Genomic DNA, 24,955 nt, shown 5'->3' with positions numbered 1-24,955 from the left:
TTGACCGGTACATTCCGGCTTTCCGCCGGTTGTGTGGTGCTTTTCCCGGTCGCATGGCGGCTGGCCTTAGCTCCTCCGCTTTGCCGGGGCCGGCCTCCGGTTTGAGTCCCCCGAGGACTTCAGGCTAAGATAATACGTCGGTCATATGTTCAACAGGAGTTCTCATTAAACGAGATGCTAGTTCGCCCTTGATGCTTGATGTCAAGGACCTCGGACGCAGTCCGGGGAGCATGCGTACGCTCACCGAACATGTGCCCGCGCCAGGTGATCTTGGCGTGGCGCTCATTGGCGTTCAGGAAGGCTCGGACATCGAGCTTGACCTGAGGCTTGAGGCCGTACACGAAGGAATTCTGGTATCCGGAACCGTTATCGTCGAAGTGACCGGCGAATGCGGCAGATGCCTGGATCCCCTTGCGTATGACCTCGAAGTCAATGTGCAAGAACTTTTCTTCTACGAGGGCGCCCAGTTCTCCGACGGAGAAGACGAAGAAGAGCAATATCGAATCGAGCACGATCTAATCGATCTTGAGCCGGTGTTGCGGGACGCAGTTGTAACCATGCTGCCGTTCCAGCCGGTGTGCCGGGAAGACTGCCAGGGCCTGTGCTCCGAATGTGGAGTGCGCCTGGAAGACGAGCCGGGGCATCACCACGAGGTCGTAGATCCTCGCTGGGCTGCCCTAGCTGACTTGGCTAAGCCTGACCGGCAAAATTGATTTGTAAGTGTTTTTCTAGAGAGAAATGAGTTAGCCGTGGCTGTCCCGAAGCGGAAAATGTCTCGCTCGAATACCCGCGCCCGCCGCTCCCAGTGGAAGGCGACTGCCCCCCACCTGGTGAAGACTGTCGAGAACGGCCAGGTTACTTACAGCCTGCCGCACCAGGCAAAGGTCGTCACCGACTCGGCTGGCACCGCGCTGTTCCTTGAATACAAGGGCCGCAAGGTCGCAGACGTCTAATCGGCCCACAGGCTGACCAGGATGTCTTCAACTGAAGAGCTTCTGAAGCGTCTCGGTGTCTCCATTGACACCGAGACGCTTCGTCTTGCTCTGACACACCGTTCCTATGCCTACGAAAACGGGGGCATACCCACCAATGAACGGCTCGAGTTTCTGGGGGACTCCATTTTGGGTTTCTCAGTAACCGATGCGCTCTACCGCGATAACCCGACGCTGCCCGAGGGCGACCTCGCCAAGCGCCGGTCGGCCGTGGTCAGTACCCGTGCCCTTGCGGGCATTGGACGCAGCCTGGGCATTGGTGACTACATCTACTTGGGGCAGGGCGAGAAGCTCACCGAAGGCAAGAACAAGGCATCGATCCTCGCTGACACGATGGAGGCGCTCATCGGTGCCACCTATGTGTCCAACGACATCGAGACCGCCCGCCAGCTTGTCATGCGCCTGATCGGTCCGCTCCTGCAGGATGCAGCCGCCCTCGGGGCCGGCACCGACTGGAAGACCAGCATCCAGGAACTGGCTGCCGGCCGTCAGCTCGGCAGCATCTACTACGCCGTGGAAGGGTCTGGTCCAGACCACGCGCGGACGTTCGTCGCAGAGCTGCAGATTGGCGGCACGCCGTACGGCAAGGGATCGGGCCACTCCAAGAAGGAAGCGGAGCAGGAAGCTGCAGCCGACGCCTGGCGCAAGCTTTCCGGCGCAGACACGGCGGAAGCTCCTTCGGAACCTGCCGCCGGCAGCTAGGTGCGCGGTGCCTGAACTCCCCGAGGTCGAGGTGGTCCGCCGCGGCCTGGTGAACTGGGTTCTCGGCCGGACCATCACCGGCGTCGAAGTCTTGGATCCCAGGTCCGTGCGTCGCCACGCCTTGGGACCTGAGGATTTTGCCGGGAACCTTGAAGGCGCGACGGTCCTTGACGTGGTCCGCCGCGGAAAATTCCTGTGGATGCCATTGCAGGGCGAAGGCGCTGATTCGGTCGACCCTTCAGTGCTGCCCCAGGTTGCCCTGATGGCGCATCTGGGCATGAGCGGCCAACTGCTGATGCAGGACAGCGACGTGCCGGACGAGAAGCACCTCAAGGTGCGGCTGCACTTGAGCCCGCGGGCCGGGATGCCCGGGCAACTCAGGTTTGTGGACCAGCGGATCTTCGGCGGCCTGTTCGTCACGTCGCTCATCCCGACGGACGACGCCGGCCCGGGCGGGCTGGCCGAGGTGCCGATGCCCCTTGTCGCCCAGGAAGCGTCCCATATTGCGCGCGACCCCTTGGACCCGCACTTTTCCTTCGACGACTTTTATCGCAGGCTGCGGAGCCGCAGGACAGGTCTCAAGAGGGCACTCCTGGACCAGGGCCTGGTGTCCGGGATCGGCAACATCTACGCAGACGAAGCCCTGTGGCGCGCCAAGCTTCACTACGCGCGCCCCACGGACAAGCTCCGGCGGGCGGACGCCGAGCGGGTCCTCACTGCAGCCCGCGAGGTCATGCTCGACGCCCTCGCGGCAGGCGGCACCAGTTTCGATTCTTTGTACGTGAACGTTAACGGCGCCTCAGGCTATTTTGACCGTTCCCTCAACGCGTACGGCCGGGAAGGGGAGGAATGCCGCCGGTGCGCGGAGTCCGGCATTGTCAGTCTCATGAAACGCGAGCAGTTCATGAACCGTTCCTCCTACACCTGTCCGGTGTGCCAGCCGAGGCCCCGAAACGGCCGTTGGTGACCGCTGTCTCCGGGCACAAAAGGCCGTAAATCCGCGGATTCCGGCCCTTATGGCAGTACATTTAGGCAGGACACGCAGCCGCTGCCGCCACTCAGGAGATCCGAAATACCTTGCACCTCAAGAGTCTGACCGTCCGGGGCTTCAAGTCGTTTGCCTCGGCCACGACCTTCGACTTTGAACCCGGAGTCACCGCGGTGGTGGGGCCCAACGGCTCGGGTAAATCGAACGTGGTGGATGCGCTGGCCTGGGTCATGGGCGAACAGGGAGCCAAGACGCTCCGCGGCGGCAAGATGGAAGACGTGATTTTCGCCGGCACCTCCGGCCGCCCGCCTTTGGGGCGCGCGCACGTCTCGCTGACCATCGACAACTCCGACGGCGCGCTTCCCATCGAATACAGCGAAGTGACGATCTCCCGGACGCTGTTCCGCACCGGCGGTTCCGAGTACGCCATCAATGGCGCCGGTTGCCGCCTCCTGGACATCCAGGAGCTGCTGTCCGATTCCGGCCTGGGACGCGAGATGCACGTCATTGTGGGCCAGGGGCAGCTCGACAAGGTACTGCACGCCACACCCGAAGACCGGAGGGGTTTCATTGAGGAAGCCGCCGGCATCCTCAAGCACCGGCGCCGCAAGGAAAAGACCGTCCGCAAGCTCGAGGCCATGCAGGCCAACCTGCAGAGGCTCAGCGACCTGACAGGAGAAATCCGGCGCCAGCTGACACCGCTGGGCAAGCAGGCGGAAGTTGCGCGGCGTGCCCAGACAGTCCAGTTCGAGGTCCGGGATGCCCGTGCCCGGCTGCTGGCCGACGACCTCGTCCGGCTTCAGAACACCCTGGCCCAGGACGTCGCCGACGAAACCGCGCTCAAGACGCGGCGCGCCGTCGTCGAGAACGAGCTGGGAACTGGCCGTCAGCGACAGGCCGCGCTGGAACAGCTCGCTGCCGAGGCAACCCCCAGGTTGAATGCTGCACGGGACACGTGGTACCAGCTGTCGGCCGGCCGCGAACGGCTGCGGTCGCTCGGTTCCTTGGCGCAGGAACGGTGCCGGCTGCTGGGCTCCGCGGACGCGGCACCCGATCCCGGCCGAGACCCCGACCAGCTGGAAAGGCAGGCGGCCCGCGTGCGGGCCGAGCATGCCGAACTTGAGCAGCAAATCGTCGCCAGGCGCGACGTTCTGGCGACCGCCACCGCCGCGAAAAGCGAGGCGGAAAGCGCCGCTGCTGCCGAGGAAAAGCGCCTCACGGCCGCCCTCCGTGCCGCTGCCGACCGGCGAGAAGGCCTGGCCAGGCTTGCCGGCCAGGTGGCGGCGGCGAGGTCCAGGGTGGAATCGGCGCAGGCAGAAGTGGGCCGGCTGCGCGAGTCCCAGGCTGCAGGCGATGAGCGCAGGAAGCTGGCCCAGTCCGAGTTCACGGCGCTTGAATCGCAGGTTGCCGGAGTCGAGGACGGCGAGGAATCCCTCGACGCCGAGTACGAGGACGCCACTGCGGTGCTGGACGCCGTTCTCGCAGAAATCGAATCCCTCCGGAGCGCCGAGCGGGAGGCCGTGCGGGAGCGAGATGCACTCCGGGCCCGGCGGGATGCGCTCCAGTTGGGCCTTAACCGCAAGGACGGGTCCGGGCACGCCCTCGCGGCCGGGCTGCCCGGCGTCGTGGGATCGCTGGCGTCGGCGCTGACGGTCGAACCCGGCTACGAAACCGCCATTGCAGCCGCTCTTGGCACTGCCTCGGATGCCGTTGTTGTCCGGGATGGCGCAGCCGCGGCTGCCTTGGTGCAGCTCCTGAAGGACGACGACGCCGGCCGCGCCACTCTGCTGCTTGAAGATCAGGCAAAGCCGGCGGGCTTTTCGCCGGACGGCACCGGGAAGCTGCCGGACGGGTCCGGCACGCTGCCGGAGGGTGCCCGATGGGCGACGGAGCTCGTGTCGGCATCCGGCGCCGCCGCAGCGGCGGTGCACGGGCTGCTGGCGTCGACGGCCGTCGTCGATGGCCTGGACTCCGCGGCCGGCCTGATTGGCGAACGGCCCGGGCTGACAGCCGTCACCCTCGCCGGCGACGTGTTCACGGCACTCACCGTTACCGGGGGTTCGGCCAAGGCGCCGTCGCTGCTTGAGGTGCAGGCCGCCGTCGACGACGCCGCGTCCCGGCTTGCCGGGGTCACCGCAGGGCTGGAGCAATGCCGTTTCGCACTGGCGGGCGCGGAGTCCCGCCGGTCCGCGGCGCAGGACAGGGCTGACTCGGCACTGGAAAGGCTGCATGACTCCGACGCGCGGCTCGCGGCCGTGGCGGAACGGCTGGGCCACCTGAATTCGGTCCTGCGCAGCGCCGTGGGGGAGAGCGAACGGCTGGCCGCGTCGCTGGCACGGGCCGAAGCCAACATCGTGACCGAGCAGGAAGCCCTCACCGCAATCGCCGCCCGGCTGGCTGCGGCCCAGGAGGCACCTGCCGAGGAAGAGCCGTCCACCGGGCGGTGGGACGCCATGGCCGAGGCTGCCACCCTGGCGCGTTCAACCGAGATGGATGCCAGGCTCTCGCTGCGCAGCGCCGAGGAGCAGCTGTCCGCTATCCGCAACCGCGCAACGTCGCTGGAACGCGCGGCCGCCTCGGAACGCCGGGCCCGCGAGGAGGCCGCCGAGCGGGCACGCCGCCGCAGGGTCCAGGCACGGCGGGCTGCTGCCGTGTCCCATGCGGTGGCGCACACGATCCGGTTCAGTGACATCTCGGTCGAACTGGCTGCCCGGGAACGCGATATTGCCGAGCAAAACAGGGAGCAGAGGGACCGTGAGCTGGCCGAGGTCCGGACCGCCAACGACGCCCTGGCCCGGGAGCTTGCGGAACTGACGGATTCGGTGCACCGTGACGAGTTGGCCCGTAGCCAGCAAAGGCTGCGGATTGAGGTGCTGGAGAACAGATCGGTCGAAGAGCTGGGGCTCACGACCGACCAGCTCGTGGCGGACTACGGCCCGGACCGGCCGGTTCCGCTGCCGGCGGGCGGGTCCACGGACAAATGGGCGGAGCTGCGGGCGCCCGTCGATGACGACGGCAAGCCCGTGGTGGAGGGGAAGCCCTTTGTGCGGGAAGAGCAGGAAAAGCGGCTCCGCAAAGCGGAACGGGACCTTTCGTCCCTGGGAAAGGTCAACCCGCTGGCGCTGGAGGAATTCGCGGCGCTGGAGGAAAGGCACCAGTTCCTGAGCACGCAGCTGGAAGACCTCAGGTCCAGCCGGAAGGACCTGCTGGACATCATCAAGGAAGTCGATGACAGGGTGCAGCGCGTGTTCGCGGAGGCCTTCGCCGATACGTCGGCGCAGTTCGTCCGGGTCTTCGCCCGGCTATTTCCGGGCGGTGAGGGCCGGCTGGTCCTCACTGATCCCGGCGACATGCTCACCACAGGCATCGAGGTCGAGGCGAGGCCGGCGGGCAAGAGAATCAAACGGCTTTCCCTGCTGTCCGGCGGTGAGAGGTCCCTGACGGCGGTAGCGCTGTTGGTGGCGATCTTCAAAGCCCGGCCCTCGCCGTTCTACGTGATGGACGAGGTGGAGGCGGCGCTGGACGACACCAACCTGGGCCGCCTCATTACGATCTTTGAAGAGCTTCGCGAATCCAGCCAGCTCATCGTGATCACACACCAAAAGCGGACCATGGAGGTGGCGGACGCGCTGTACGGCGTAACCATGCGCGGAGACGGCGTGTCCACTGTGATCAGCCAGCGCCTGGGAGCCGACGTCTAGCTGTACGGACAGGCCCGGACCGCCCGCAGCGTCGCGCGGTGTTATGAGAAGCTAGGGGTGTGAACGACATCCTCCCCATTCTCCTGCCCATTCTTGCTGCCCTGGTAGTCATCGGCGGGCTGGTCCCGGTGCTGCTTAAAGCACGGAAGTCCGGCACCCGGTACCCAGATACACGCGACGCCAACGATCCGGTGAACCCGCTGGGAGGCGGCGGAACCCTTCTGGAAGACCGCCCGGTGGCGGCTCCCGAGCGGAAGGCCCCGGGCGGCGTCGACGTTGAAGGGGTCGAAACGGAGGTTCCGGACGACGTTGCCGGCCTCGAAACTATTCCGGTCGAGACTCCGCTGCCTGTGGAGGGACGCCTCACCCGCCTCCGGGAACGCCTGGTCAAGTCGAACAACGTCCTCGGTAAGGGCTTGCTCGCGCTGCTTTCCAGCGACAAGATTGATGAGAATGTTTGGGACGAGGTGGAGGAGACGCTGCTCCTCGCCGACCTCGGCACCGAGCCCACCATGCAGCTTGTGGACGCCCTCCGCGAGCGGGTGAAGGTCCTGGGCACCCGTTCACCCGATCACGTCAAGGCACTCCTCCGAGAAGAGCTCATTAAGCTTGTCGACCCCACGATGGACCGGAGCCTCCACATCGAACGGCACGCTGACAAGCCTGCCGTAATGATGGTGGTCGGCGTGAACGGTGTGGGAAAGACCACCACTGTGGGCAAGCTCGCTCGCGTCCTGGTCGCGGAGGACAAGGACGTTCTGCTCGGCGCCGCGGACACCTTCCGCGCAGCCGCCGCCGAGCAGCTGGCCACGTGGGGCCAGCGGGTCGGCGTTGCCACCGTGAAGTCCGACGTCGACGGAGCGGACCCGGCGTCGGTCGCCTATGAGGCGGTCAAGGCAGGCATCGAACAGGAAGTCGACGTGGTCATGATCGACACCGCCGGACGGCTGCAGAACAAGGTCGGACTCATGGACGAGCTCGGCAAGGTCAAGCGCGTCATCGAGAAGCTCGCGGAAGTGGACGAAGTGCTCCTGGTGCTCGACGCCACGACCGGCCAGAACGGGCTCAACCAGGCGCGGGTCTTCGCCGAAGTAGTGAACATCACAGGCATCGTCCTGACCAAACTGGACGGGACAGCCAAGGGCGGCATCGTCGTGGCCATCCAGAAGTCCCTCGGCGTTCCCGTCAAGCTCATCGGGCTCGGCGAGGGCGCGGATGACCTCGCCCCGTTCGAAGCCGAAGGCTTTGTCGACGCGCTGCTGAACTAGGACTGGCTGGACTGGGGCGCGGTCGCCGTCTGCGCCGTCTCCCGGGCGAGAAGCCAGGCGACAGCCGCCAGCAGCAGCACGCTGCCCGTCACCGCGAAGGCCCAGCCGTAGCCCAGCGCATCCGCCAGCAGACCGGCAAAAACCGGTCCAAGGATGGCGCCGATGTCGGCGGTCATCTGGTAAGCGGCGAGCACCCGGCCGCCGGACCGCTCGCGGCCAATCACGTCGGCTACGGCGGCCTGCTGGGCAGGCCCCAGCAGGCCCGCGCCCACGCCTGCCAGCATCGATGCGGCAAGGAACCAGCCCAGCACATGGGTGAGGCCTATCCCGCCGGTTGCCAGTCCGGTCAGCGCCAGCCCGGCGAGCATCATCGGCTTCCGGCCAAGACTGTCAGCCAGCCTGCCTGAAAATGTCAGGGCCACGGCGTTGCCCGCGGCAAAAACGGCCAGCGCCCAGCCGGCTGCCTCGGGTCCGGAGCCTAGGGCGGTGACGGCGAACAGGGGCACGGTGGCCATCCGCACGCCGAAGGTGGCCCAGCCGTTGGCGAAACTTGAGAACAGCGAGGCACGGTAGGCGCTGTCGCGTAGCGCCTCACCGAATTGCATGGCCGGTACGGCCGAAGCGTCATGGCCGCCCGTGCGCGGCACGTGGCTGAGCTGCGTCTGCACCACGAGCGCCGCCAGCACCAGGGCTCCGGCGTAGGCCAGGAACGGCACCCGCAGCCCGAACCCGGCCAGCAGGCCCCCCACGATGGGACCGCAGACATTGCCGATCAGGAACGCCGAGGCGTAGGCGCCGGACACCCTCCCGCGGCTCTCCGGAGGGGCCAGTCGGATCACCAGCGCCATCGACGCCACCGTGAACATCACCGATCCGGCGCCGCCAAGCCCCCGGAACACGAGGAGCTGCCAGTAGTTCTGCGCGAAGGCGCAGGCCGCGGTGGAGGCCGCGACGATGAGCAGTCCCGTTACGTAGACCGGCCGCTCACCCAGCCGACCGATCAGCGCGCCGCCCGCAGGGGCGAACATGAGCCGCATGAACGCGAAGATGCTGACGATCACCGCTGCGGCGGTAGCTCCGACGTCGAAAGTTGTGGCGAACTGGGGGAGCACCGGAGCCACCAGCCCGAAACCCAAGGCTATGAGGAACGCTGCGACAAGCATCACCTTGATGTCGCGGGGCAGCCGGGCCTGGCTGGCCCGCCTGACGGCTGGGAACCGCAGTCTTCCGGCGGCGGGACGGGAGCGTGGCGTCATGAAGCGGAGATCCTTGCAAAAGGGACGGAGTGGCGGTTTGGGACTGGTGAAACATAACCGTAACAAGCCAGATATGCACCATTTACTTCCGGGAGGTTCTTGTAACAGGCCGGCAATCTAAATCCTCCGCCAGCGAAACACAGCCCGGCAAAACTTTACTTAGAACGCAAAAGGCGTTGGGACAGGGCGGGCAACTCCGCACAACAAAAGCAAGAGAGGACGTAGACCATGGAACTCACCGCAGGTCTCGTTTGGCTCCTGGTCGCTTCAGCACTCGTGCTGTTCATGACCCCGGGCCTGGCATTCTTCTACGGCGGCATGACCCGTGCGAAAGCTGCCTTGAACATGATGATGATGAGCTTTGTGGCCATCGGAACCGTGGGCATCATGTGGGTTCTGTGGGGCGCGTCGATGGCGACGAGCAACGAGGACAACTTCTTCCAGATCTTCGCGAACCCGTTCAGCCACTTCGGTCTGCACAACTTTACCGATCCCGCGGATCTGCTCAAGGTCGGCTACGCCGCCACCTTCGCCATCATCACCGTGGCACTGATCTCCGGAGCCGTCGCTGACCGCGCAAAGTTCTCGGCATGGACCATCTTCACGCCCATCTGGGCCACCCTGGTTTACGCCCCCCTGGCCTACATGGTCTGGGGCGGGGGACTCTTCTCCAAGGATGGCTGGTTCGGTCAGACGTTTGCTCCGGTGATTGACTTCGCCGGCGGCACAGTCGTCCACATCAACGCCGGCGTGGCAGGGCTCGTCCTGGTACTGATCATCGGTAACCGCAAGGGCTTCGGCAAGGACCCCAACCACCGCCCGCACAACATTCCGTTTGTCATGCTCGGTGCAGCCATCCTCTGGTTCGGCTGGTTCGGCTTCAACGCCGGTGCGGCCGCCACAGTTGAACAGGCTGGCCTGATCTGGATCAACACCCTGGCAGCCCCGGCAGCCGCGATGCTCGGCTGGCTCGCTGTGGAACGGTACCGTGACGGTCACCCGACTTCGCTGGGCGCCGCTTCCGGTGTCGTCGCCGGCCTGGTCGCCATTACCCCTGCCTGCGCCAACGTGTCTCCGCTTGGTGCCATCGCCCTCGGCGTAGTCGCAGGTGTCGCCTCCGCACTGGCAGTTGGACTGAAGTTCAAGCTGGGCTACGACGACTCACTCGACGTCGTCGGCGTCCACCTTGTCTCCGGCGTCGTCGGAACCGTGGCCATCGGTTTCCTCGCGACACCGACACAGGGCCAGGCGGGCCTCTTCTACGGGGGAGGCACCACCCAGCTCGTCGCCCAGGCTTTGGCGGCCCTCATGGCCATCGCCTTCACCTCGGTCATGACCTTCATCATCGCCTACCCCATCCACAAGTTCATGGGCTTCCGTGTCTCCCAGGAACAGGAAGTGGTGGGTGTGGACCTCAGCCTGCACGCCGAGACCGCCTACGAGTTCGGCATCGGCGGCCACGGCGGCAGCTTCCAGCCGCTGCATGAACTGATCACCGGCAACGCCCAGACCAGCGGCACGACGACCGCCGCGCCGGGCGTAGAGGGCAAGAAGACAGAAGCAGCATCAGGCAAGGAAAGCGTGGGGGCATGAAACTGATTACAGCAATCGTCCGTCCGGAGAAGCTCGAAGCCATCCGGGAAGGCCTGGAGGCCTACGGGGTCCAGGGCCTGACGGTCAGTGCAGCCAGCGGCTACGGCCGGCAGCGAGGTTACACCGAGGTCTACCGGGGTGCCGAGTACAACGTGGACCTGCTGCCCAAGATCCGCGTGGAGGTTCTGGCCACGGACGAACAGGCTGACGACATCCTGGATGTCATCATTGCCAGCTCCAATACCGGACGGGCCGGCGACGGCAAGGTCTGGACCATGGATGTCTTCGAAGCAGTGCGGGTGCGGACGGGCGAACGTGGCGTAGCAGCCATCTAGCACCGGACAGCAAGCACAGTCCCAGCCCAACGGGAATGCAGAAAAGGGCCGGTCACCTGAAACGGTGGCCGGCCCTTTTGCATACCCAAAGCGATTCGGCCCTATTCGCTGCGGACCGAACCTGCCAAGCCGTCCGGAGCGTTCGTGCCCGCCTCGTATTCCTCCAGCGGAACGGAGTCCCGCGACCAGGCCCTGAGCACCGGCTCCACAATCCGCCAGCACTCCTCGGCGGTGTCTCCCCTGACCGAGAGCAGGGGATCGCCGGTCAGGACGCCCTCCAGCACCTCCCCGTAGGGGAGCAGTTCGGAGGCATTCAGCTCCGCATTGAGGGTGGTGCGGTCCAAACTGAAGATGTCCCCGGGACCGTTGACGTCGACGTCGAGCTCGAGGGTGTCAGGCCCGAAACCGATCCGGAGCTTGTTGGGGGCGTCAACGCCGGAGAATCCCTTGGGAAGGTGCGGCACGGGCCGGAACGTGACCACGGCCTCCTTGCGTTTGTCGCCAAGCGCCTTGCCGGAGCGAAGAATGAACGGCACGTCCTTCCAGCGCCAGTTGTCAATGTCCACGCGGATTTCAGCGAGCGTTTCGGTGTTCCTGTCCGGGTCGACCCCCTCCTCCTTGACGTAGTCGGGGACCTTCCTTCCGTCGATGCTGCCGGCCGCGTAGCGGGCACGGCGCGTGCTGGTCTTGTACGGCGGCCTGATGCTGCTGGCACGGAGGACAGCGGCTATGGCGTCCCGGAGGTCGCGCTCGCCGAGCGTGGCCGGCGGTTCAATGGCCATCAGGGCCATGATCTGCAGCAAGTGGCTCTGGATCATGTCCCGGAGGGCGCCCGCGCTGTCGTAATACCGGGCGCGGCCTTCGAGGGCCAGATCTTCGTCGAAGATGATCTCCACCTGCGCGATGTGTTCACGGTTCCACACAGGCTCCAGGAAGTTGTTGGCAAAGCGCAGGCCCAGGATGTTCAGCACTGTGGCCTTGCCCAGAAAGTGGTCCACCCGGTGGATGTGGTCTTCGGGGACGAGGTTCAGGAGTGTCCGGTTGAGCTGGCGCGCGGACTCCTCTCCGGAGCCGAAGGGCTTCTCCATGACGAGCCGGGTGCCGGCAGGGACCTGCCGCGGCGCCAGTATCTCACAGGCTTTCTGACTCACGTGCGGTGGCAGGGCGAAGTAGACGGCCACTGGGCCCTCCAGCTCTGCCAGCAGCGAAGCCAGAGGACCGTCCGCAGTGACGTCGAGCTGATGATAAGTCGTGGCCTTCGCGAGCGACGTGAGTGCCTTCTTCCCGGCGGAGTCGGCCCCGCCAGCCGCATCGGCGAAGGCGGCATGGACACGGTCCTGCCACTCCGCCGGCGACCACGGGTCCGATCCCGCCCCCACGAGGTTGAGCCCGCCGGCCCCGCCTTTGGCCACCAGCCGGGCGAGCCCGGGCAGTAGGAGCCGGCCGGTGAGATCGCCGGAGGCTCCCAGAATGAGCAGAGTTTTCACAGTTGTTTGGCTCGTCACCCTGACAGCATGCCACCTTGGAGGCCCGGCTTGGTACCCTAGATAGTCGAGTCCCGTCGTCGACGCGGTTGGAAACAACGGCCGAGACGCTGGTGTGCCGCAGGGCAGCCATCCGTACATCCACTGAAAGAAGTGCACGGCGCGTGTTCAATTCACTCTCTGACCGGTTGACAGCAACCTTCAAGAATCTCCGTGGCAAGGGCCGCCTCACCGAGGCAGATGTCGACGCCACAGTCCGGGAGATCCGGCGGGCCCTGCTGGACGCAGACGTTGCCGTGCCCGTGGTGCGCGAATTCACCGGACGCGTGCGCGAGCGTGCACTCGGCGCCGAGGTCAATGCCGCGCTGAACCCGGGCCAGCAGATCGTGAAGATCGTCAACGAGGAGCTCGTCGAAATCCTCGGCGGGGAAACGCGCCGCATCCGCCTGGCCAAGACCGGGCCCACCATCATCATGCTTGCCGGACTCCAGGGCGCCGGCAAGACAACTCTCGCCGGCAAGCTCGCCAAGTGGCTCAAGGCGCAGGGTCACAGCCCCATCCTGGTGGCCGCCGACCTCCAGCGCCCTAACGCAGTGACCCAGCTGCAGGTCGTCGGCCAGCGCGCCGGCGTTCCCGTCTTCGCCCCGCACCCCGGAGCCACCTCCGAGCTTGAGCACCCGGCCGGCGACCCTGTCGCCGTCGCCCGGCAGGGCGTCGAGGACGCCCGCCAGAAGCTTCACGACGTCGTGATTGTGGACACCGCCGGACGTCTCGGCGTCGACGCGGACATGATGGAACAGGCACGCCAGATCCGACGGGCCATCGTCCCGAATGAAGTCCTCTTCGTGATCGACTCCATGATCGGCCAGGACGCTGTGAACACGGCGATGGCCTTTGATGAGGGCGTCAACTTCACCGGCATCGTGCTGTCAAAGCTCGACGGCGATGCCCGCGGCGGTGCCGCGCTTTCCGTCGCGTCGGTCACCGGCAAGCCCGTCATGTTCGCGTCCACCGGCGAAAGCCTGGACGATTTCGAGCTGTTCCACCCGGACCGCATGGCGTCCCGCATCCTCGACATGGGCGACGTCCTCACGCTGATCGAGCAGGCCGAGAAGTCCTGGGACAAGGACGAAGCTGCGCGGATGGCGAAGAAGTTCGCCGACCAGGAAGACTTCACGCTGGACGACTTCCTCGCCCAGATGCAGCAGATCCGCAACATGGGCTCCATGAAGAAAATGCTCATGATGATGCCCGGCGCGCAGAACATCCGCCAGCAGTTGGAGCAGTTCGACGAGCGCGAAATCGACCGTGTCGAGGCGATCGTCCGCTCCATGACCCCGCACGAGCGAGTCGCTCCCAAGATCATCAACGGCTCGCGGCGGGCCCGCATCGCCAAGGGTTCCGGTGTTCACGTTTCCGAGGTCAACGGCCTGCTGGAGCGCTTTGCCCAGGCCCAGAAGATGATGAAGAAGATGGCCCAGGGCGGCGGCATGCCGGGCATGCCCGGAATGCCGGGAATGGGGGCCGGCGGCGGTGCCAGCAAGGGTGCCAAGAATGCACCCAAGAAGAAGGCACGTTCGGGCAACCCCGCCAAGGCGGCACAGGAACTCCGTGACGCAGAGGCCCGGCGCGCCAGCGCGGCCAAGGCGCTGCCCACGGGCGCTGCCTTCGGCCAGCAGGGCGGCGACTTCGACCCGTCCGAGCTGAACCTGCCGAAGGGCTTCGACAAGTTCCTCGGCAAATAGGCGCACTGTCATGTCGGCCCGCGCCGATGTCGGGCCTCTGCCATAAGGTTGGGTCATGTTTAAGCAGCGGGTAGTGTTCGTCCACGGGGCCGGGAGCTTCGGCTCCGCCGCCTGGCCGCGCCAGCACGGCATGGCCCTGCAGTATGACGCCCTTTTCCTGCGGCGGCACGGCTTCGACGCCGAAGCGGAACCGCTGGAGACGGACTTCGCCGAGGACGCCCAAATCGTGCTTCGGTCGCTGGCCGATGACGGCCGGGGCGCTGCCGGAGGCCACGTGGTGGCGCACTCCCAAGGGGCCATCGCAGCGATGATGGCCGCCGTCGAACGCCCGGACCTCGTGTTCTCGCTGACGCTCGTGGAGCCCGCCTGCTTGTCGCTGACCGCGGAACTGCCGGCCACGGCGGCCCACCGGGCGTTGATGGAGCCCCTGTTCGAGGTCCGGCACCAGCTCGGCGACGACGACTACGAGCGGGATTTTGTGCGGCGTGCCTTCGCTGCGGAAGCGCCCGGCCCGAGCACGCCGGAAGCGAGGCGTGCCGCCAGGCGGCTGCGGCTGCAGGCACCTCCCTGGCAGGCCCCGTTGCAGATCGTTCCGGGCGTCCCTACTCTGGTCCTCACCGGCGGTTGGGAACCCCTCTATGAGGAGATTGCCGGGTACCTCAGGGAGACCGGCGCCCTGCACCGCACTGCCGCGGGCGGGCACCGGCCCCAGGATTCCCCCGAGGGTGACCGTTTTATCCGGTCATTTGTTGCCGAGGTCGGCCGGCGGCGACAGCCCCGGGCGTCCTGATTTAGCGGGTTGTTTCCGGAAGCTTGAGCTCCGGCAGATAGACCTTTCCGCCGGCGGCCAGGAACTCCTGGCTCTTTTCACGCATTCCTTCGGCCATCTCGGCAAGTGCCGCCTGCGCTTCGGCCGAGCCGTACTCGTTCCGGATGTCCTGGCTGATGCGCATGGAGCAGAACTTGGGCCCGCACATGGAGCAGAAGTGTGCGGTCTTGGCAGGCTCGGCCGGCAGCGTCTCGTCGTGGAAGGCCTCTGCCGTTACCGGGTCAAGGGACAGGGCGAACTGGTCCCGCCAGCGGAACTCGAAGCGCGCCTTGGACAGGGCGTCGTCCCTCTCATTGGCGCCGGGGTGGCCCTTGGCGAGGTCTGCGGCGTGGGCGGCGATCTTGTAGGTGATCACGCCGGTCTTCACGTCGTCCTTGTTGGGCAGCCCCAGGTGTTCCTTGGGCGTCACATAGCAGAGCATGGCCGTACCGTAGCGGGCGATCTCCGTGGCACCGATGGCGGAGGTGATGTGGTCGTAGCCGGGCGCCACGTCCGTGACCAGCGGGCCGAGGGTATAGAACGGAGCGCCCTTGCACAGCTCCTGCTGGCGCTCGACGTTCTCGCGCACCAGGTGGAACGGGACGTGGCCTGGGCCTTCAACCATCACCTGGACGTCGTATTCCCAGGCACGCTGGGTCAGCTCCGCCAGGGTGTCCAGTTCGGCGAACTGTGCGGCGTCGTTGGCATCGGCGGTTGCGCCCGGCCGGAGGCCGTCGCCGAGCGAAAAGGAGACGTCGTATTTGGCGAAGATCTCGCACAGCTCGTCAAAGTGCGTGTAAAGGAAGTTCTCCTGGTGGTGTGCGAGGCACCAGCCGGCCATGATGGACCCGCCGCGGGACACGATGCCCGTGACGCGGTTGGCGGTCAGCGGGACGTAGCGCAGCAGCACTCCGGCGTGGATGGTCATGTAGTCCACACCCTGCTCGCACTGCTCAATCACGGTGTCCCGGAAGATCTCCCACGTCAGGGCATTGGCCTCACCGTTGACCTTCTCCAGCGCCTGGTAGATCGGAACGGTGCCGATAGGGACGGGGGAGTTGCGGATCAGCCATTCGCGGGTGGTGTGGATGTCATCGCCGGTGGACAGGTCCATCACGGTATCCGCGCCCCACTGGGTGGCCCACTGCAGCTTGTCCACTTCCTCTGCAATCGAACTGGTTACAGCCGAGTTGCCGATGTTGGCGTTGATCTTTACCAGGAACGCCTTGCCGATGATCATGGGTTCGGACTCGGGGTGGTTTATGTTGTTGGGGATGATGGCACGGCCTGCAGCCACCTCGCTGCGCACCAGTTCAACGTCGCAGTTCTCGCGGAGTGCCACGAAGCGCATTTCCGGGGTGAGGACGCCCTGCCGGGCATAGTGCATCTGGGTCACCGTCTTGCCCCCGACGGCGCGGCGGGGCACCGGCTGCGCTCCCTTCCACTCCGCGGAAGCTGCGCCGCGACGTACAGCCGACCTGCCGTCGTCGAGCAGGTTCCGCTGCCGGCCGCCGTACGGCTCCGTGTCCCCGCGTGCTTCGATCCATTCCGAGCGGAACGGGGCGAGGCCCACTACCGGGTCGCTGCCCGGACCCGCAGTCCGGTAGACCCGCAGCGGCTCGTTCTGCTCCCCGTTGGGAGACGGCTCCAGGGCGATTTCCGTGACCGGGACGCGCAGGCCTTCCCCCTCGATGTAAGCCAGTGAGTGCGACTTCAGCGACTGGGTGGTCTGCTGGCCAGCTTCGTTATGGGCCGCCTCGTTTTGGGCAGGGCTCAGCCGTGTTTTCTGGGTGTTCATTTACTGCTCACTTCCTTCGCCGGCATTACCCGGACAGGTTCAACGGTCGCAGGCTGCGCTAGCCCGATCTCAGCCCCTGCAGGGGCACCCGTGTGGTCGTAGACGAAGCTACCACAGGGCGGCAGGCGGGTGCCGCATCCGTGCCGGGTGTGACACACGCCGGGCCGGGCCGTACGGATTACGCTTGAGCCATGGCGCCCATCATCGAATTCAGCGGGACCGCGCTTACCGGCCCGGACCAGGAGCGGGCAGGCCTTTGGGCCGTGGACGGCCGGCTGACCTTCCGCCGCCCGGCAGTCGTCCCGGACGCAGTACTTGACGGCTGGGTGCTGCCCGGCTTCGTGGATGCCCACTGCCACATCGGGCTGGGGCCCGGAGGCGCCGTGGACGACGACACCGCCTATGCCCAGGCGATGACTGACCGCGACGCCGGCACGCTACTCGTCCGGGACGCAGGCGCGGCCAGCGATACCCGCTGGCTCCAGCGCAGCCCGGAAGCGCCGAGGATCATCCGGGCCGGGCGGCACATCGCCCGGACAGGCCGCTATCTGAGGAATTTCGCCGTCGAAGTGGAGCCGGAGGGCCTTGTCGAGGCGGTCCGCAAGCAGGCGCGTTCCGGCGATGGCTGGGTCAAGCTGGTGGGGGACTGGATCGACCGCGACGCCGGCGACCTCGCGCCGTCGTTTCCCGCCTCGGCGGTACGGGACGCCGTCAGCGCCGCCCACGATGAGGGCGCCAGGGTCACTGCACACTGCTTCGCCGAAGACACGCTCGACGACGTGCTGGACGCCGGAATCGACTGTATCGAACATGCCACGGGACTTCTGCCGCGGCACATTCCCAGGCTGGTCGAGCAGCACGTGTCGATCGTTCCCACACTGATCAACATCGCGACGTTCCCGGATATCGCTGCCCAGGCCGAACCCAAGTTTCCGCGCTACGCGGCCCACATGCGGGCCCTGTGGGAAGGCCGGAATGAACGGATCCTGGAAGCGCACGAAGCCGGGGTGCAGGTTTTCGCTGGAACGGACGCGGGCAGCGTGATCCGGCACGGCCGGATAGCTGACGAGATCCTGGCCCTCCACGCCGCAGGCCTTCCGGCGGCTGCTGCCCTGGACGCCGCCTGTTGGGGTGCCCGCCGGTGGCTGGGAGCGGAGGGCCTGGCCGAAGGGGCAAGTGCCGACGTGGTGTTGTGCACTGAGGACCCCCGCGAGGTGCCCGGAACCATCAGGGATCTCAGGGGCATAGTTCTGCGGGGACGCGTTGTCCGTTTAGGAATAAATTGAAGCTTCAAGTAATTTAGATATGTAGAGACCATCGAAATCCGGTGGCCAGGGAGTCCGGGAGTACTCAAATGACACCAGCAGCCAGCAGCCAGGATCTTCTTCCTGCCGATCTCACCATGGGCACTGTGATGCTCAAAGTGGGGGACATGAACCTCATGACCGACTACTACCAGCGGGCGCTCGGCCTCGACGTCGTGGCGGAGCAGGACGGCGGCCTTTACCTTGGCAGGCTTAAGACGCCGCTGGTTCATCTCGCTCCCGCCCCGGGCCTGAATATTCCGGGCCGGGGAGAAGCCGGCCTCTTCCATACGGCACTCCTGTTCGACAATCAGGAGGCACTGGCAGCCACCGTGGCCACCGCGGCGCAGTACGAGCCGCAGTCCTTCACGGGAAGCGCCGACCACCTGGTCAGCGAGGCTTTCTACTTCAGTGATCCGGAAGGCAACGGCATCGAACTCTACTGGGACCGCCCCCGCGATGCTTGGTCTTGGGACGGCAAGAATGTAGTCATGGACAGCCTTGCGCTGCCGCCGCAGAAGTACCTGCAGGACCACCTGACCCAGGGTGCGGTGGAGGGCCAGCGCGGCACGGAGGCAGGGGTGGGTCACGTCCACCTGCAGGTTGGCGACGTCCAGTCGGCCCACGACTTCTACGTTGGCACCCTCGGATTCGAGAAGACGGCAGGCTGGCACGGCCAGGCCCTGTTCGTCTCCGCCGGAGGCTACCACCACCACATGGCCATGAACGTCTGGAACAGCCGCGGCGCAGGTCCCCGGCGGGACACCCTGGGCCTGGGCGAAGTCCTCATCGAAGTCCCGGCCGGCGACGACGTCGGAGCGCTCGCCGACCGCCTAAAGGTCGCCGGAGTCGCTGCCCACCACACCGGGGCGGAGCTTCGGTTCCAGGACCCGTGGCGCAACCGCATTCGTGTCGCCGTGCGCTGAGCGTGCAGTACGCCGAAACCATCGTCGGCTGAATCCACGCGGCGGGTGTGGGTTAGGCTGATTTCGACCATCCCCGGGCGGCCGCCGCTGCCGCCTGGGGACCCCGCCGTCGACGGAACGAGGACGATGTCCATGGGCTTCACCGAAATGTTTGTTGCCACCCACAGTGAAGCCCTCAAGCGCGCCGCTGCACTTGGCGCCGGCTCCTCCGCGTCCGCCGGAGGCGTCCGGATTCCCGGGATCAGCGACTTTGAAATTGAACAGCTTGGTGATCTCGCCGGCACGGCCGTGCACGCAGCGGGTGCCGACTATGAACTCGCCATGGTGGACGTGGCCAGCGACGCGCTGCTCGGAGTGCCGCCGGCCATGGTCCGTGCGCTCGCCGAACTGCTCAGCTATGAATCCGAAGGGGAGGGCAACGTCCTGGACGATGTTGCCGAGAAGTGGGCGGCCGAGGACGACATGCCCTTTGGCGCGGACGAGGCGCGGAAGTACGTCCAGCAGCTGGCAGAACTCGCCGGAAGCGTCGACGAGAACAGCCGGACCGGCCTCTACGTGTGGTCTTCCTGACCGACCGCAGGCACCGGGCACGCCGGCGGGAGCGCCTTTTAGCCCCCAGGCCGCCGAAAACGGAGCCCGGGGGCATGTCAAGTCGAAATAGTGCCGCCGATCTGGCACAATAAACAGGTACTTGATCTGCGTGGCCCCTCTCTCCGCGTCCGGATCTTGTCCTTTTAGAACCCCCTAGTACGGCCCGCCCCACGGGTGCAGAACGCCGGGCTCGACCCCGTTTCAGAAACAGGAGTGACCACAAAAGTGGCCGTAAAGATTCGCCTTAAGCGCTTCGGTAAGATGCGCGCACCGTACTACCGCATCGTCGTCATGGACGCACGCTCCAAGCGTGACGGCCGTGCCATCGAAGAAATCGGCAAGTACCACCCCACCGAAGAGCCCTCGTACATCGAGGTCGACACGGACCGTGCCCAGTACTGGCTCGGCGTCGGCGCACAGCCGTCGGAGCAGGTCGCCGCGATCCTCAAGATCACCGGTGACTGGCAGAAATTCAAGGGTCTCCCGGGCCAGGAAGGCACCTTGAAGACCAAGGTTGCCAAGGAAGCCTTCGTTGCTCCGGAAAAGGGTTCCGTGATCATCCCGGAAGCCATCACCAAGAAGGCCAAGGCAGAAGCTCCCGCCGAGGCTGAAGCAGAGACCACCGAGGCTGAGTAAGTTGCTGGCAGAAGCGCTCGAACACCTTGTCCGCGGTATCGTTGACTCCCCTGAGGATGTCAAGGTCAGCGCGAAGAACAACCGCCGCGGGGACACCCTCGAAGTGCGCGTTCATCAGGAGGACCTTGGACGGGTAATCGGACGCCAGGGCCGCACCGCGCGCGCACTGCGCACCGTTGTGGCGGCATTGGCAGATGGCGAGCAGGTCAGGGTCGACGTCGTCGACACCGACCGCCGCCGGTAACGCGCCTGCAACACTTGTCTTGAGTCCGGCCCCTCCACCAGCTAACGGTGGAGGGGCCGGACTGTTTTTACCGCAAGACCGACGCGCAACCACAGCGCAAACTTTCACAACGCACTCCGGAACAGAGGAACACATGCAGCTTCAGGTGGCACGAATCGGCAAGCCCCATGGAATCCGCGGCGAGGTGACCGTCCAGGTGCTCACCGATGCCCCGGACGACCGGTTTGTCCCCGGCACGGAGCTCGTGGTGGAGCCTGCGTCGGCCGGGCCCCTGACCGTGCTCAGTGCACGCTGGAACAAGGACATCCTCCTTCTCGCGTTCGAGGAAATTGAAACCCGGAACGAGGCGGAGACCCTCCGCGGCGCCAAGCTGTTCATCGAAACCGAGGAGCTCGACGAGGACGACGACGAAGGCTGGTACGAGCATGAGCTGGTAGGCCTCGAAGCGCGCGTCGGCTCCCAGGTGGTCGGCAAGATCTCGGGTCTGAACACGATGCCCGTCCAGGACCTGCTGGTCGTGGAGACTCCCGACGGCAAGGAAATCCTCATTCCCTTCGTGGAGCAGATCGTTCCCGAGGTGAACGTGGAAGAAGGCTATGTCCTGGTGACCCCTCCGGCCGGGCTGTTCGAGATCAACACCGACGACAGCACCGCCGAAGACGCTGAAACTGCGGGCGAGGCGGAAGCCGAGGCCGGAGAGGCAGAGTCCGGCCGGCCCGAGTCGGGGGCCAAAGCCTAGATGAGAATCGACGTCGTCAGTATTTTTCCCGAGTATCTGGCACCGCTCGAACTCTCGCTGATCGGTAAAGCACGCCAGGACGGGCTACTGGACCTCAACGTCCACGACCTGCGCACTTTCACTACGGACCGCCACCGCACCGTGGACGACACCCCCTACGGCGGGGGAGCCGGCATGGTGATGAAGGCCGAACCATGGGCGCAGGCGCTGGCGTCCGTGGCCGCGGCGCGTCCGGCTGCTGCGGGCAAGCCGGTGCTGATCGTTCCGTCTCCGGCGGGGGAGCGCTTCAACCAGGCGCTGGCCTACGAGCTTGCGGAGGAGGACCAGCTGGTCTTCGCGTGTGGCCGCTACGAAGGAATTGACGAACGCGTCATCGAATGGGCGGAGGAACACTTCACGGTGCGCCCCGTCAGCCTCGGCGACTACGTGCTAAACGGCGGCGAAGTGGCTGTCCTGGCCATGGTCGAGGCGATCGGCAGGCTGCTGCCGGGCGTTGTGGGCAATCCGGAATCACTCGTGGAGGAGTCGCATTCGGACGGCCTGCTCGAGTACCCCGTCTACACCAAGCCCTCCGTGTGGCGGGACCGCGAAGTGCCGGCGGTCCTGCTCAGCGGCAACCACGGAAAGATCGCACAGTGGCGCCGCCACGAGCAGTACCGGCGGACGGCGGAACGCCGCCCGGACCTGCTGGAGACGTTCGACGCCGGAAGTCTTCCCCGTGCTGACCGCACCGCCCTCGCGGATCTCGGGTACGACGTCGTTGACGCTCGCCTTAAGCGGCGCCCGGACGCCGGAAGCACATCGTCCGCCTGAAGTCCCGCAGCAATTGGTTGTAGACCTCCGAGTGTGGCAAAATTAGTCTTTGTGTCTGCTGGGCCCGCACCTGCCACAGGGGGAGCGCAGCCAACAGCAGACACCCCGGTGCCGCCAATCAGTGGCGGGGCCGGACCACAACACTTTCGGCGGCAATTCCCGGGACCTAACTGTCCGGGCTTGGCTGTCGTGACCCAACGTGGATGACCTGTGGCGTTCACCAGGAGTGGATCAATGCAAATCCTCGATTCCGTAGATGCAGCCTCGCTGCGCACCGATGTTCCCGAGTTCCGCGCGGGTGACACCCTCAAGGTTCACGTGAACATCATCGAAGGCAAGAACTCCCGTGTCCAGGTATTCCAGGGCTTCGTCCTGGGCCGCCAGGGCGACGGTATCCGTGAGACCTTCACGGTCCGCAAGGTTTCCTTCGGTGTCGGCGTAGAGCGTACCTTCCCGGTGCACTCCCCGATCATCGACAAGATTGAGCTCGTCACCAAGGGTGACGTGCGCCGCGCCAAGCTTTACTACATGCGTGCACTGCGCGGTAAGGCCGCGAAGATCAAGGAAAAGCGCGACTTCAGCACCGCCAAGTAAGTCTTCCGGACTTCACGGCGGGTCCCAACCCGTATCCGGCCAGCGCCGGAGCCATCCGCGACAGCGCCACAGGATACGGACCATGGACAACACAAAACGCCAGCCAGGGAAACCGGGCTGGCGTTTTGTGTTTCTTGCGCTTGCCGCCGCCGTCATCCTCAGCGGACTGGTCCGCTCCCTGTGGCTGGACGTGTATTACATACCATCGGCGTCCATGGAGCCGCTGTTCAACACGGGCGACAGGATTCTGGTTTCCCGCACCGACTTCCAGTCCGACCCGATTCGCCGCGGGGACGTCGTGGTGTTTGACGGCCGGGGCTCGTTTGCGCCGTTGAACTCCGGCTCGGGGCCGTTGCAGGAGGCCCTGGCCTCGGCCGGACACTGGCTGGGCCTCACCGGCAGTGATACTACTTACGTAAAGCGCGTCATCGGCCTGCCGGGCGACAGCGTCGTATGCTGCGACGACCAGCACCGGCTCACAGTGAACGGCCAGCCGCTCGTGGAACCCTACCTGTATGCGGGAGATGAACCGAGCAGCCAGAAGTTCAGCGCCTCCGTGCCGGCGGGGCGGGTGTGGCTGCTCGGGGACCACCGCTCGGTGTCGGCTGACTCACGCAGCCTGCTGGGGGCGCCGGGTGGAGGCATGGTGCGAATGGACAGGGTAATCGGGCGGCCGGTACAGATCCTCTGGCCGCTTGATAGATTTGCGTCAGTGGCACGGCCACCGCTGGCGGCCATAACAACGACTAAGGACGGACAGTAAATGCCCGAGACAGACCCCGGGACTTCCGAGCCGCAGCGGGCAGCTGCCAGGCCGGGACGACATGCTTCGGGCGAGCCCGTTTCGGCAGTGGCCGTCCCCGGCGAATCCGCACCCCCCCGCTCTGGCGAATCTGCGCAGACCGGACCTGGCGAAGCTTCACCGGCCGGTGCCGGCGAAACCGGATCGGCACGCTCAGGCGAGCCCGCAGCGGCCGGATCCGGCCGCAAGAGGCCGGCTCCCGCCCGAAACCCGTTTCTGGTGTGGCTGAAGGAAATTGCCACGGTGGTGGTCATCGCCGTCGTCCTCTCCTTCCTCATTAAGACGTTCCTTTTCCGTGCGTTCTACATTCCGTCTGAGTCCATGGAGAGCACCCTGGACGTCAACGACCGCATCTTCGTGAACCTCCTCGTTCCTGAACCGTTCGCCCTGGCGCGCGGCGACGTGGTGGTGTTCAAGGACACCAAGGGCTGGCTGCCGCCGGCTCCGCAAAAGGCCGACGGACCGTTCACCTGGGTCGAGGACGGGCTGACCTTTGTGGGGCTCCTCCCGGACAACTCTGAGCAGCACCTGGTCAAGCGCGTCATCGGCCTGCCAGGAGACCACGTGATCTGCTGCGACGCCGACAGCAAACTGACCGTCAACGGAGCACCGCTTGACGAAAAGTACGTGAACCCGGCCGAGGTGCCGCTGGTGCGGAACTTCGACGTCGTGGTGCCCGCAGGCAAGGTCTGGGTCATGGGGGATAACCGCAACCATTCCGCGGACTCCCGTGCCCACACGGACACCAACGGCGGCTTCGTGGACCTGGCGGACATCGAAGGCAGGGCAGCCGTCATCGCCTGGCCCGTGAACCGCTGGGCCGGCCTGGATGACTATCCTGACGTCTTCAAGAATGTTCCGTCGGCAGGTTAGCGATGTCTTTAGCACCAACCCTCGACTATGAGAAACGCTTCCTTCCCCGGGGAGCGCGGTTCCTGGCCGGCGTCGACGAAGTAGGCCGCGGTGCACTCGCCGGGCCCGTGAGCGTGGGCATCGCCGTCGTGGACCTGCGCCAGATGGAACTGCTGGCGGACGTCCGGGACAGCAAGCTGCTGAAGGCAGCCGACCGTGAACGGCTGGACCCGCTGGTCCGCGCCTGGAGCGTGGCCTCTGCCGTGGGCCATGCCTCCGCGCGGGAGATCGACGAGCTGGGCATCATGGGGGCTCTGCGGACGGCAGGAAACCGCGCGTGGTTTGAGATCCTCGGTGCAGGGATCACTCCGGACGTCGTGCTGCTGGACGGGAGCCACAACTGGCTCTCGCCGGCCGCCCAGCCGTCCCTGTTCGAGGAAGCCGTGGAGGATCCGGGCTGTGACGCGCCCGTGCATACGCTGGTCAAAGCCGACATGCAGTGCCTGAGCGTCGCCGCAGCGAGCGTTCTGGCCAAGGTTGAGCGGGACCAGATGATGCGGCAACTGCACCTTGAGTACCCCGCCTTCGGCTGGGACGTCAACAAGGGCTACGGGACCGCCGTCCACCGGGAAGCCATCCGGCTTGCTGGCCCCAGCCCTTATCACCGGGTCAGTTGGAACCTGCTGTCCGAATAATCAGTCCGCGCAGTCTGTCGGCGCGCGGGGCAGGTTGCCGCCGTTACCGGGAACTGGGTGCGCCGGTCACGTGTGAGCGTGGGCCCGCT

The 24,955-nt window shown here is 65.8% G+C and carries 24 protein-coding genes and 1 riboswitch; of the genes, 21 read left to right on the top strand and 3 right to left on the bottom strand.

The genetic code is table 11. From position 1 onward, the window contains the following. Nucleotides 1–188 precede the first annotated feature (188 nt). The 6 genes from LQ144_RS01625 to ftsY all read left to right on the top strand — a co-directional run bounded on the left by LQ144_RS01625 (nucleotide 189) and on the right by ftsY (nucleotide 7,651). Nucleotides 189–713: a DUF177 domain-containing protein gene (locus tag LQ144_RS01625; protein ID WP_230116819.1), complete on the top strand. Its 525-nt coding sequence runs from the start codon at nucleotides 189–191 to the stop codon at nucleotides 711–713. A 36-nt stretch (nucleotides 714–749) separates the two neighbouring features. Further along, a complete protein-coding gene (gene rpmF, locus LQ144_RS01620; RefSeq protein ID WP_009356569.1) occupies nucleotides 750–953 on the top strand; it encodes a 50S ribosomal protein L32 in 204 nt (67 codons plus the stop codon). A gap of 21 nt (nucleotides 954–974) precedes the next feature. Continuing rightward, nucleotides 975–1,694: a ribonuclease III gene (gene rnc / locus LQ144_RS01615; RefSeq protein WP_230116818.1), complete on the top strand. Its 720-nt coding sequence runs from the start codon at nucleotides 975–977 to the stop codon at nucleotides 1,692–1,694. Between the two features lie 7 nt (nucleotides 1,695–1,701). Next, on the top strand, nucleotides 1,702–2,661 hold the full coding sequence (gene mutM / locus LQ144_RS01610) for a bifunctional DNA-formamidopyrimidine glycosylase/DNA-(apurinic or apyrimidinic site) lyase (RefSeq protein ID WP_230116817.1): 960 nt from the start codon (nucleotides 1,702–1,704) through the stop codon (nucleotides 2,659–2,661). A 110-nt stretch (nucleotides 2,662–2,771) separates the two neighbouring features. After that, nucleotides 2,772–6,383 (top strand): chromosome segregation protein SMC, encoded by a 3,612-nt coding sequence (gene smc / locus LQ144_RS01605; RefSeq protein WP_230116816.1) that lies wholly within the window; start codon nucleotides 2,772–2,774, stop codon nucleotides 6,381–6,383. 59 nt (nucleotides 6,384–6,442) lie between these two features. Beyond that, nucleotides 6,443–7,651, top strand: a complete 1,209-nt coding sequence (ftsY, locus tag LQ144_RS01600; protein ID WP_230116815.1) for a signal recognition particle-docking protein FtsY — start codon at nucleotides 6,443–6,445, stop codon at nucleotides 7,649–7,651. On the opposite strand, the gene LQ144_RS01595 is transcribed toward ftsY, so the two are convergent. Next, entirely contained in the window at nucleotides 7,648–8,814 is a 1,167-nt protein-coding gene (locus LQ144_RS01595) for an MFS transporter (protein ID WP_230117039.1), read from the bottom strand. The two genes, ftsY and LQ144_RS01595, sit on opposite strands and share 4 nt — an antisense overlap. 321 nt (nucleotides 8,815–9,135) lie before the next feature. Between LQ144_RS01595 and LQ144_RS01590 the strand changes: the two genes are divergently transcribed. Both LQ144_RS01590 and LQ144_RS01585 read left to right on the top strand, forming a co-directional pair. After that, nucleotides 9,136–10,500: an ammonium transporter gene (locus LQ144_RS01590; protein ID WP_230116814.1), complete on the top strand. Its 1,365-nt coding sequence runs from the start codon at nucleotides 9,136–9,138 to the stop codon at nucleotides 10,498–10,500. After that, nucleotides 10,497–10,835, top strand: a complete 339-nt coding sequence (locus tag LQ144_RS01585; RefSeq protein WP_015937412.1) for a P-II family nitrogen regulator — start codon at nucleotides 10,497–10,499, stop codon at nucleotides 10,833–10,835. The genes LQ144_RS01590 and LQ144_RS01585 overlap by 4 nt, the downstream gene beginning before the upstream one ends. 101 nt (nucleotides 10,836–10,936) lie before the next feature. On the opposite strand, the gene LQ144_RS01580 is transcribed toward LQ144_RS01585, so the two are convergent. After that, nucleotides 10,937–12,340: a glucose-6-phosphate dehydrogenase gene (locus LQ144_RS01580; RefSeq protein WP_230116813.1), complete on the bottom strand. Its 1,404-nt coding sequence runs from the start codon at nucleotides 12,338–12,340 to the stop codon at nucleotides 10,937–10,939. 143 nt (nucleotides 12,341–12,483) lie between these two features. Between LQ144_RS01580 and ffh the strand changes: the two genes are divergently transcribed. Both ffh and LQ144_RS01570 read left to right on the top strand, forming a co-directional pair. Next, nucleotides 12,484–14,064, top strand: coding sequence for a signal recognition particle protein (ffh, locus tag LQ144_RS01575; protein WP_230116812.1), 1,581 nt, complete (start codon nucleotides 12,484–12,486; stop codon nucleotides 14,062–14,064). A 55-nt stretch (nucleotides 14,065–14,119) separates the two neighbouring features. Continuing rightward, nucleotides 14,120–14,854, top strand: a complete 735-nt coding sequence (locus LQ144_RS01570) for an alpha/beta hydrolase (protein WP_230116811.1) — start codon at nucleotides 14,120–14,122, stop codon at nucleotides 14,852–14,854. 1 nt (nucleotide 14,855) lies between these two features. On the opposite strand, the gene thiC is transcribed toward LQ144_RS01570, so the two are convergent. Then, nucleotides 14,856–16,670, bottom strand: a complete 1,815-nt coding sequence (gene thiC / locus LQ144_RS01565; RefSeq protein ID WP_230116810.1) for a phosphomethylpyrimidine synthase ThiC — start codon at nucleotides 16,668–16,670, stop codon at nucleotides 14,856–14,858. Beyond that, nucleotides 16,665–16,772, bottom strand: a riboswitch (TPP riboswitch). (Overlaps the previous gene by 6 nt.) An 89-nt stretch (nucleotides 16,773–16,861) precedes the next feature. Here thiC and LQ144_RS01560 point away from each other — a divergent pair. The 11 genes from LQ144_RS01560 (at nucleotide 16,862) to LQ144_RS01510 (ending at nucleotide 24,866) form a co-directional block, all read left to right on the top strand. Then, nucleotides 16,862–17,956, top strand: coding sequence for an amidohydrolase family protein (locus tag LQ144_RS01560; protein WP_230116809.1), 1,095 nt, complete (start codon nucleotides 16,862–16,864; stop codon nucleotides 17,954–17,956). A gap of 68 nt (nucleotides 17,957–18,024) precedes the next feature. After that, the gene (locus tag LQ144_RS01555) at nucleotides 18,025–18,900 is read left to right on the top strand and encodes a VOC family protein (RefSeq protein WP_230116808.1); all 876 of its coding nucleotides are present in this window, start codon (nucleotides 18,025–18,027) and stop codon (nucleotides 18,898–18,900) included. Nucleotides 18,901–19,032: 132 nt separating this feature from the next. Continuing rightward, entirely contained in the window at nucleotides 19,033–19,470 is a 438-nt protein-coding gene (locus LQ144_RS01550) for a hypothetical protein (RefSeq protein ID WP_230116807.1), read from the top strand. Nucleotides 19,471–19,716: 246 nt separating this feature from the next. Further along, entirely contained in the window at nucleotides 19,717–20,127 is a 411-nt protein-coding gene (gene rpsP / locus LQ144_RS01545; RefSeq protein ID WP_230116806.1) for a 30S ribosomal protein S16, read from the top strand. A gap of 1 nt (nucleotide 20,128) precedes the next feature. Further along, entirely contained in the window at nucleotides 20,129–20,371 is a 243-nt protein-coding gene (locus tag LQ144_RS01540) for an RNA-binding protein (protein ID WP_076802241.1), read from the top strand. 133 nt (nucleotides 20,372–20,504) lie between these two features. Then, complete coding sequence (gene rimM, locus LQ144_RS01535; RefSeq protein ID WP_230116805.1) at nucleotides 20,505–21,110, top strand: ribosome maturation factor RimM; 606 nt, start codon at nucleotides 20,505–20,507, stop codon at nucleotides 21,108–21,110. Then, nucleotides 21,111–21,923, top strand: coding sequence for a tRNA (guanosine(37)-N1)-methyltransferase TrmD (gene trmD, locus LQ144_RS01530; protein WP_230116804.1), 813 nt, complete (start codon nucleotides 21,111–21,113; stop codon nucleotides 21,921–21,923). Between the two features lie 234 nt (nucleotides 21,924–22,157). Next, nucleotides 22,158–22,517: a 50S ribosomal protein L19 gene (gene rplS / locus LQ144_RS01525; protein WP_230116803.1), complete on the top strand. Its 360-nt coding sequence runs from the start codon at nucleotides 22,158–22,160 to the stop codon at nucleotides 22,515–22,517. A gap of 82 nt (nucleotides 22,518–22,599) precedes the next feature. After that, nucleotides 22,600–23,280, top strand: coding sequence for a signal peptidase I (lepB, locus tag LQ144_RS01520; RefSeq protein ID WP_230116802.1), 681 nt, complete (start codon nucleotides 22,600–22,602; stop codon nucleotides 23,278–23,280). Beyond that, nucleotides 23,281–24,192 carry a signal peptidase I gene (gene lepB, locus LQ144_RS01515; RefSeq protein ID WP_230116801.1) on the top strand — a complete coding sequence of 304 codons (912 nt, stop codon included), beginning with the start codon at nucleotides 23,281–23,283 and terminating at the stop codon, nucleotides 24,190–24,192. Between the two features lie 2 nt (nucleotides 24,193–24,194). Next, complete coding sequence (locus LQ144_RS01510) at nucleotides 24,195–24,866, top strand: ribonuclease HII (protein ID WP_230116800.1); 672 nt, start codon at nucleotides 24,195–24,197, stop codon at nucleotides 24,864–24,866. Nucleotides 24,867–24,955: the final 89 nt, after the last annotated feature.

This window comes from Arthrobacter sp. Bi83, from assembly GCF_918698095.1.
GTDB lineage: Bacteria > Actinomycetota > Actinomycetes > Actinomycetales > Micrococcaceae > Arthrobacter.
Note: the sequence above shows the minus strand (reverse complement) of the source record. Positions and strands in the feature narration are given on the sequence as shown.

Coding starts and splice junctions, on each gene's coding strand:
- rnc (WP_230116818.1), top strand. CDS start 975: ATGTCTTCAACTGAAGAGCTTCTGAAGCGTCTCGGTGTCTCCATTGAC.
- LQ144_RS01595 (WP_230117039.1), bottom strand. CDS start 8,814: ATGCTTGTCGCAGCGTTCCTCATAGCCTTGGGTTTCGGGCTGGTGGCT.
- LQ144_RS01590 (WP_230116814.1), top strand. CDS start 9,136: ATGGAACTCACCGCAGGTCTCGTTTGGCTCCTGGTCGCTTCAGCACTC.
- LQ144_RS01585 (WP_015937412.1), top strand. CDS start 10,497: ATGAAACTGATTACAGCAATCGTCCGTCCGGAGAAGCTCGAAGCCATC.
- LQ144_RS01570 (WP_230116811.1), top strand. CDS start 14,120: ATGTTTAAGCAGCGGGTAGTGTTCGTCCACGGGGCCGGGAGCTTCGGC.
- thiC (WP_230116810.1), bottom strand. CDS start 16,670: ATGAACACCCAGAAAACACGGCTGAGCCCTGCCCAAAACGAGGCGGCC.
- LQ144_RS01560 (WP_230116809.1), top strand. CDS start 16,862: ATGGCGCCCATCATCGAATTCAGCGGGACCGCGCTTACCGGCCCGGAC.
- LQ144_RS01555 (WP_230116808.1), top strand. CDS start 18,025: ATGACACCAGCAGCCAGCAGCCAGGATCTTCTTCCTGCCGATCTCACC.
- LQ144_RS01550 (WP_230116807.1), top strand. CDS start 19,033: ATGGGCTTCACCGAAATGTTTGTTGCCACCCACAGTGAAGCCCTCAAG.
- rimM (WP_230116805.1), top strand. CDS start 20,505: ATGCAGCTTCAGGTGGCACGAATCGGCAAGCCCCATGGAATCCGCGGC.
- trmD (WP_230116804.1), top strand. CDS start 21,111: ATGAGAATCGACGTCGTCAGTATTTTTCCCGAGTATCTGGCACCGCTC.
- rplS (WP_230116803.1), top strand. CDS start 22,158: ATGCAAATCCTCGATTCCGTAGATGCAGCCTCGCTGCGCACCGATGTT.
- lepB (WP_230116802.1), top strand. CDS start 22,600: ATGGACAACACAAAACGCCAGCCAGGGAAACCGGGCTGGCGTTTTGTG.
- lepB (WP_230116801.1), top strand. CDS start 23,281: ATGCCCGAGACAGACCCCGGGACTTCCGAGCCGCAGCGGGCAGCTGCC.
- LQ144_RS01510 (WP_230116800.1), top strand. CDS start 24,195: ATGTCTTTAGCACCAACCCTCGACTATGAGAAACGCTTCCTTCCCCGG.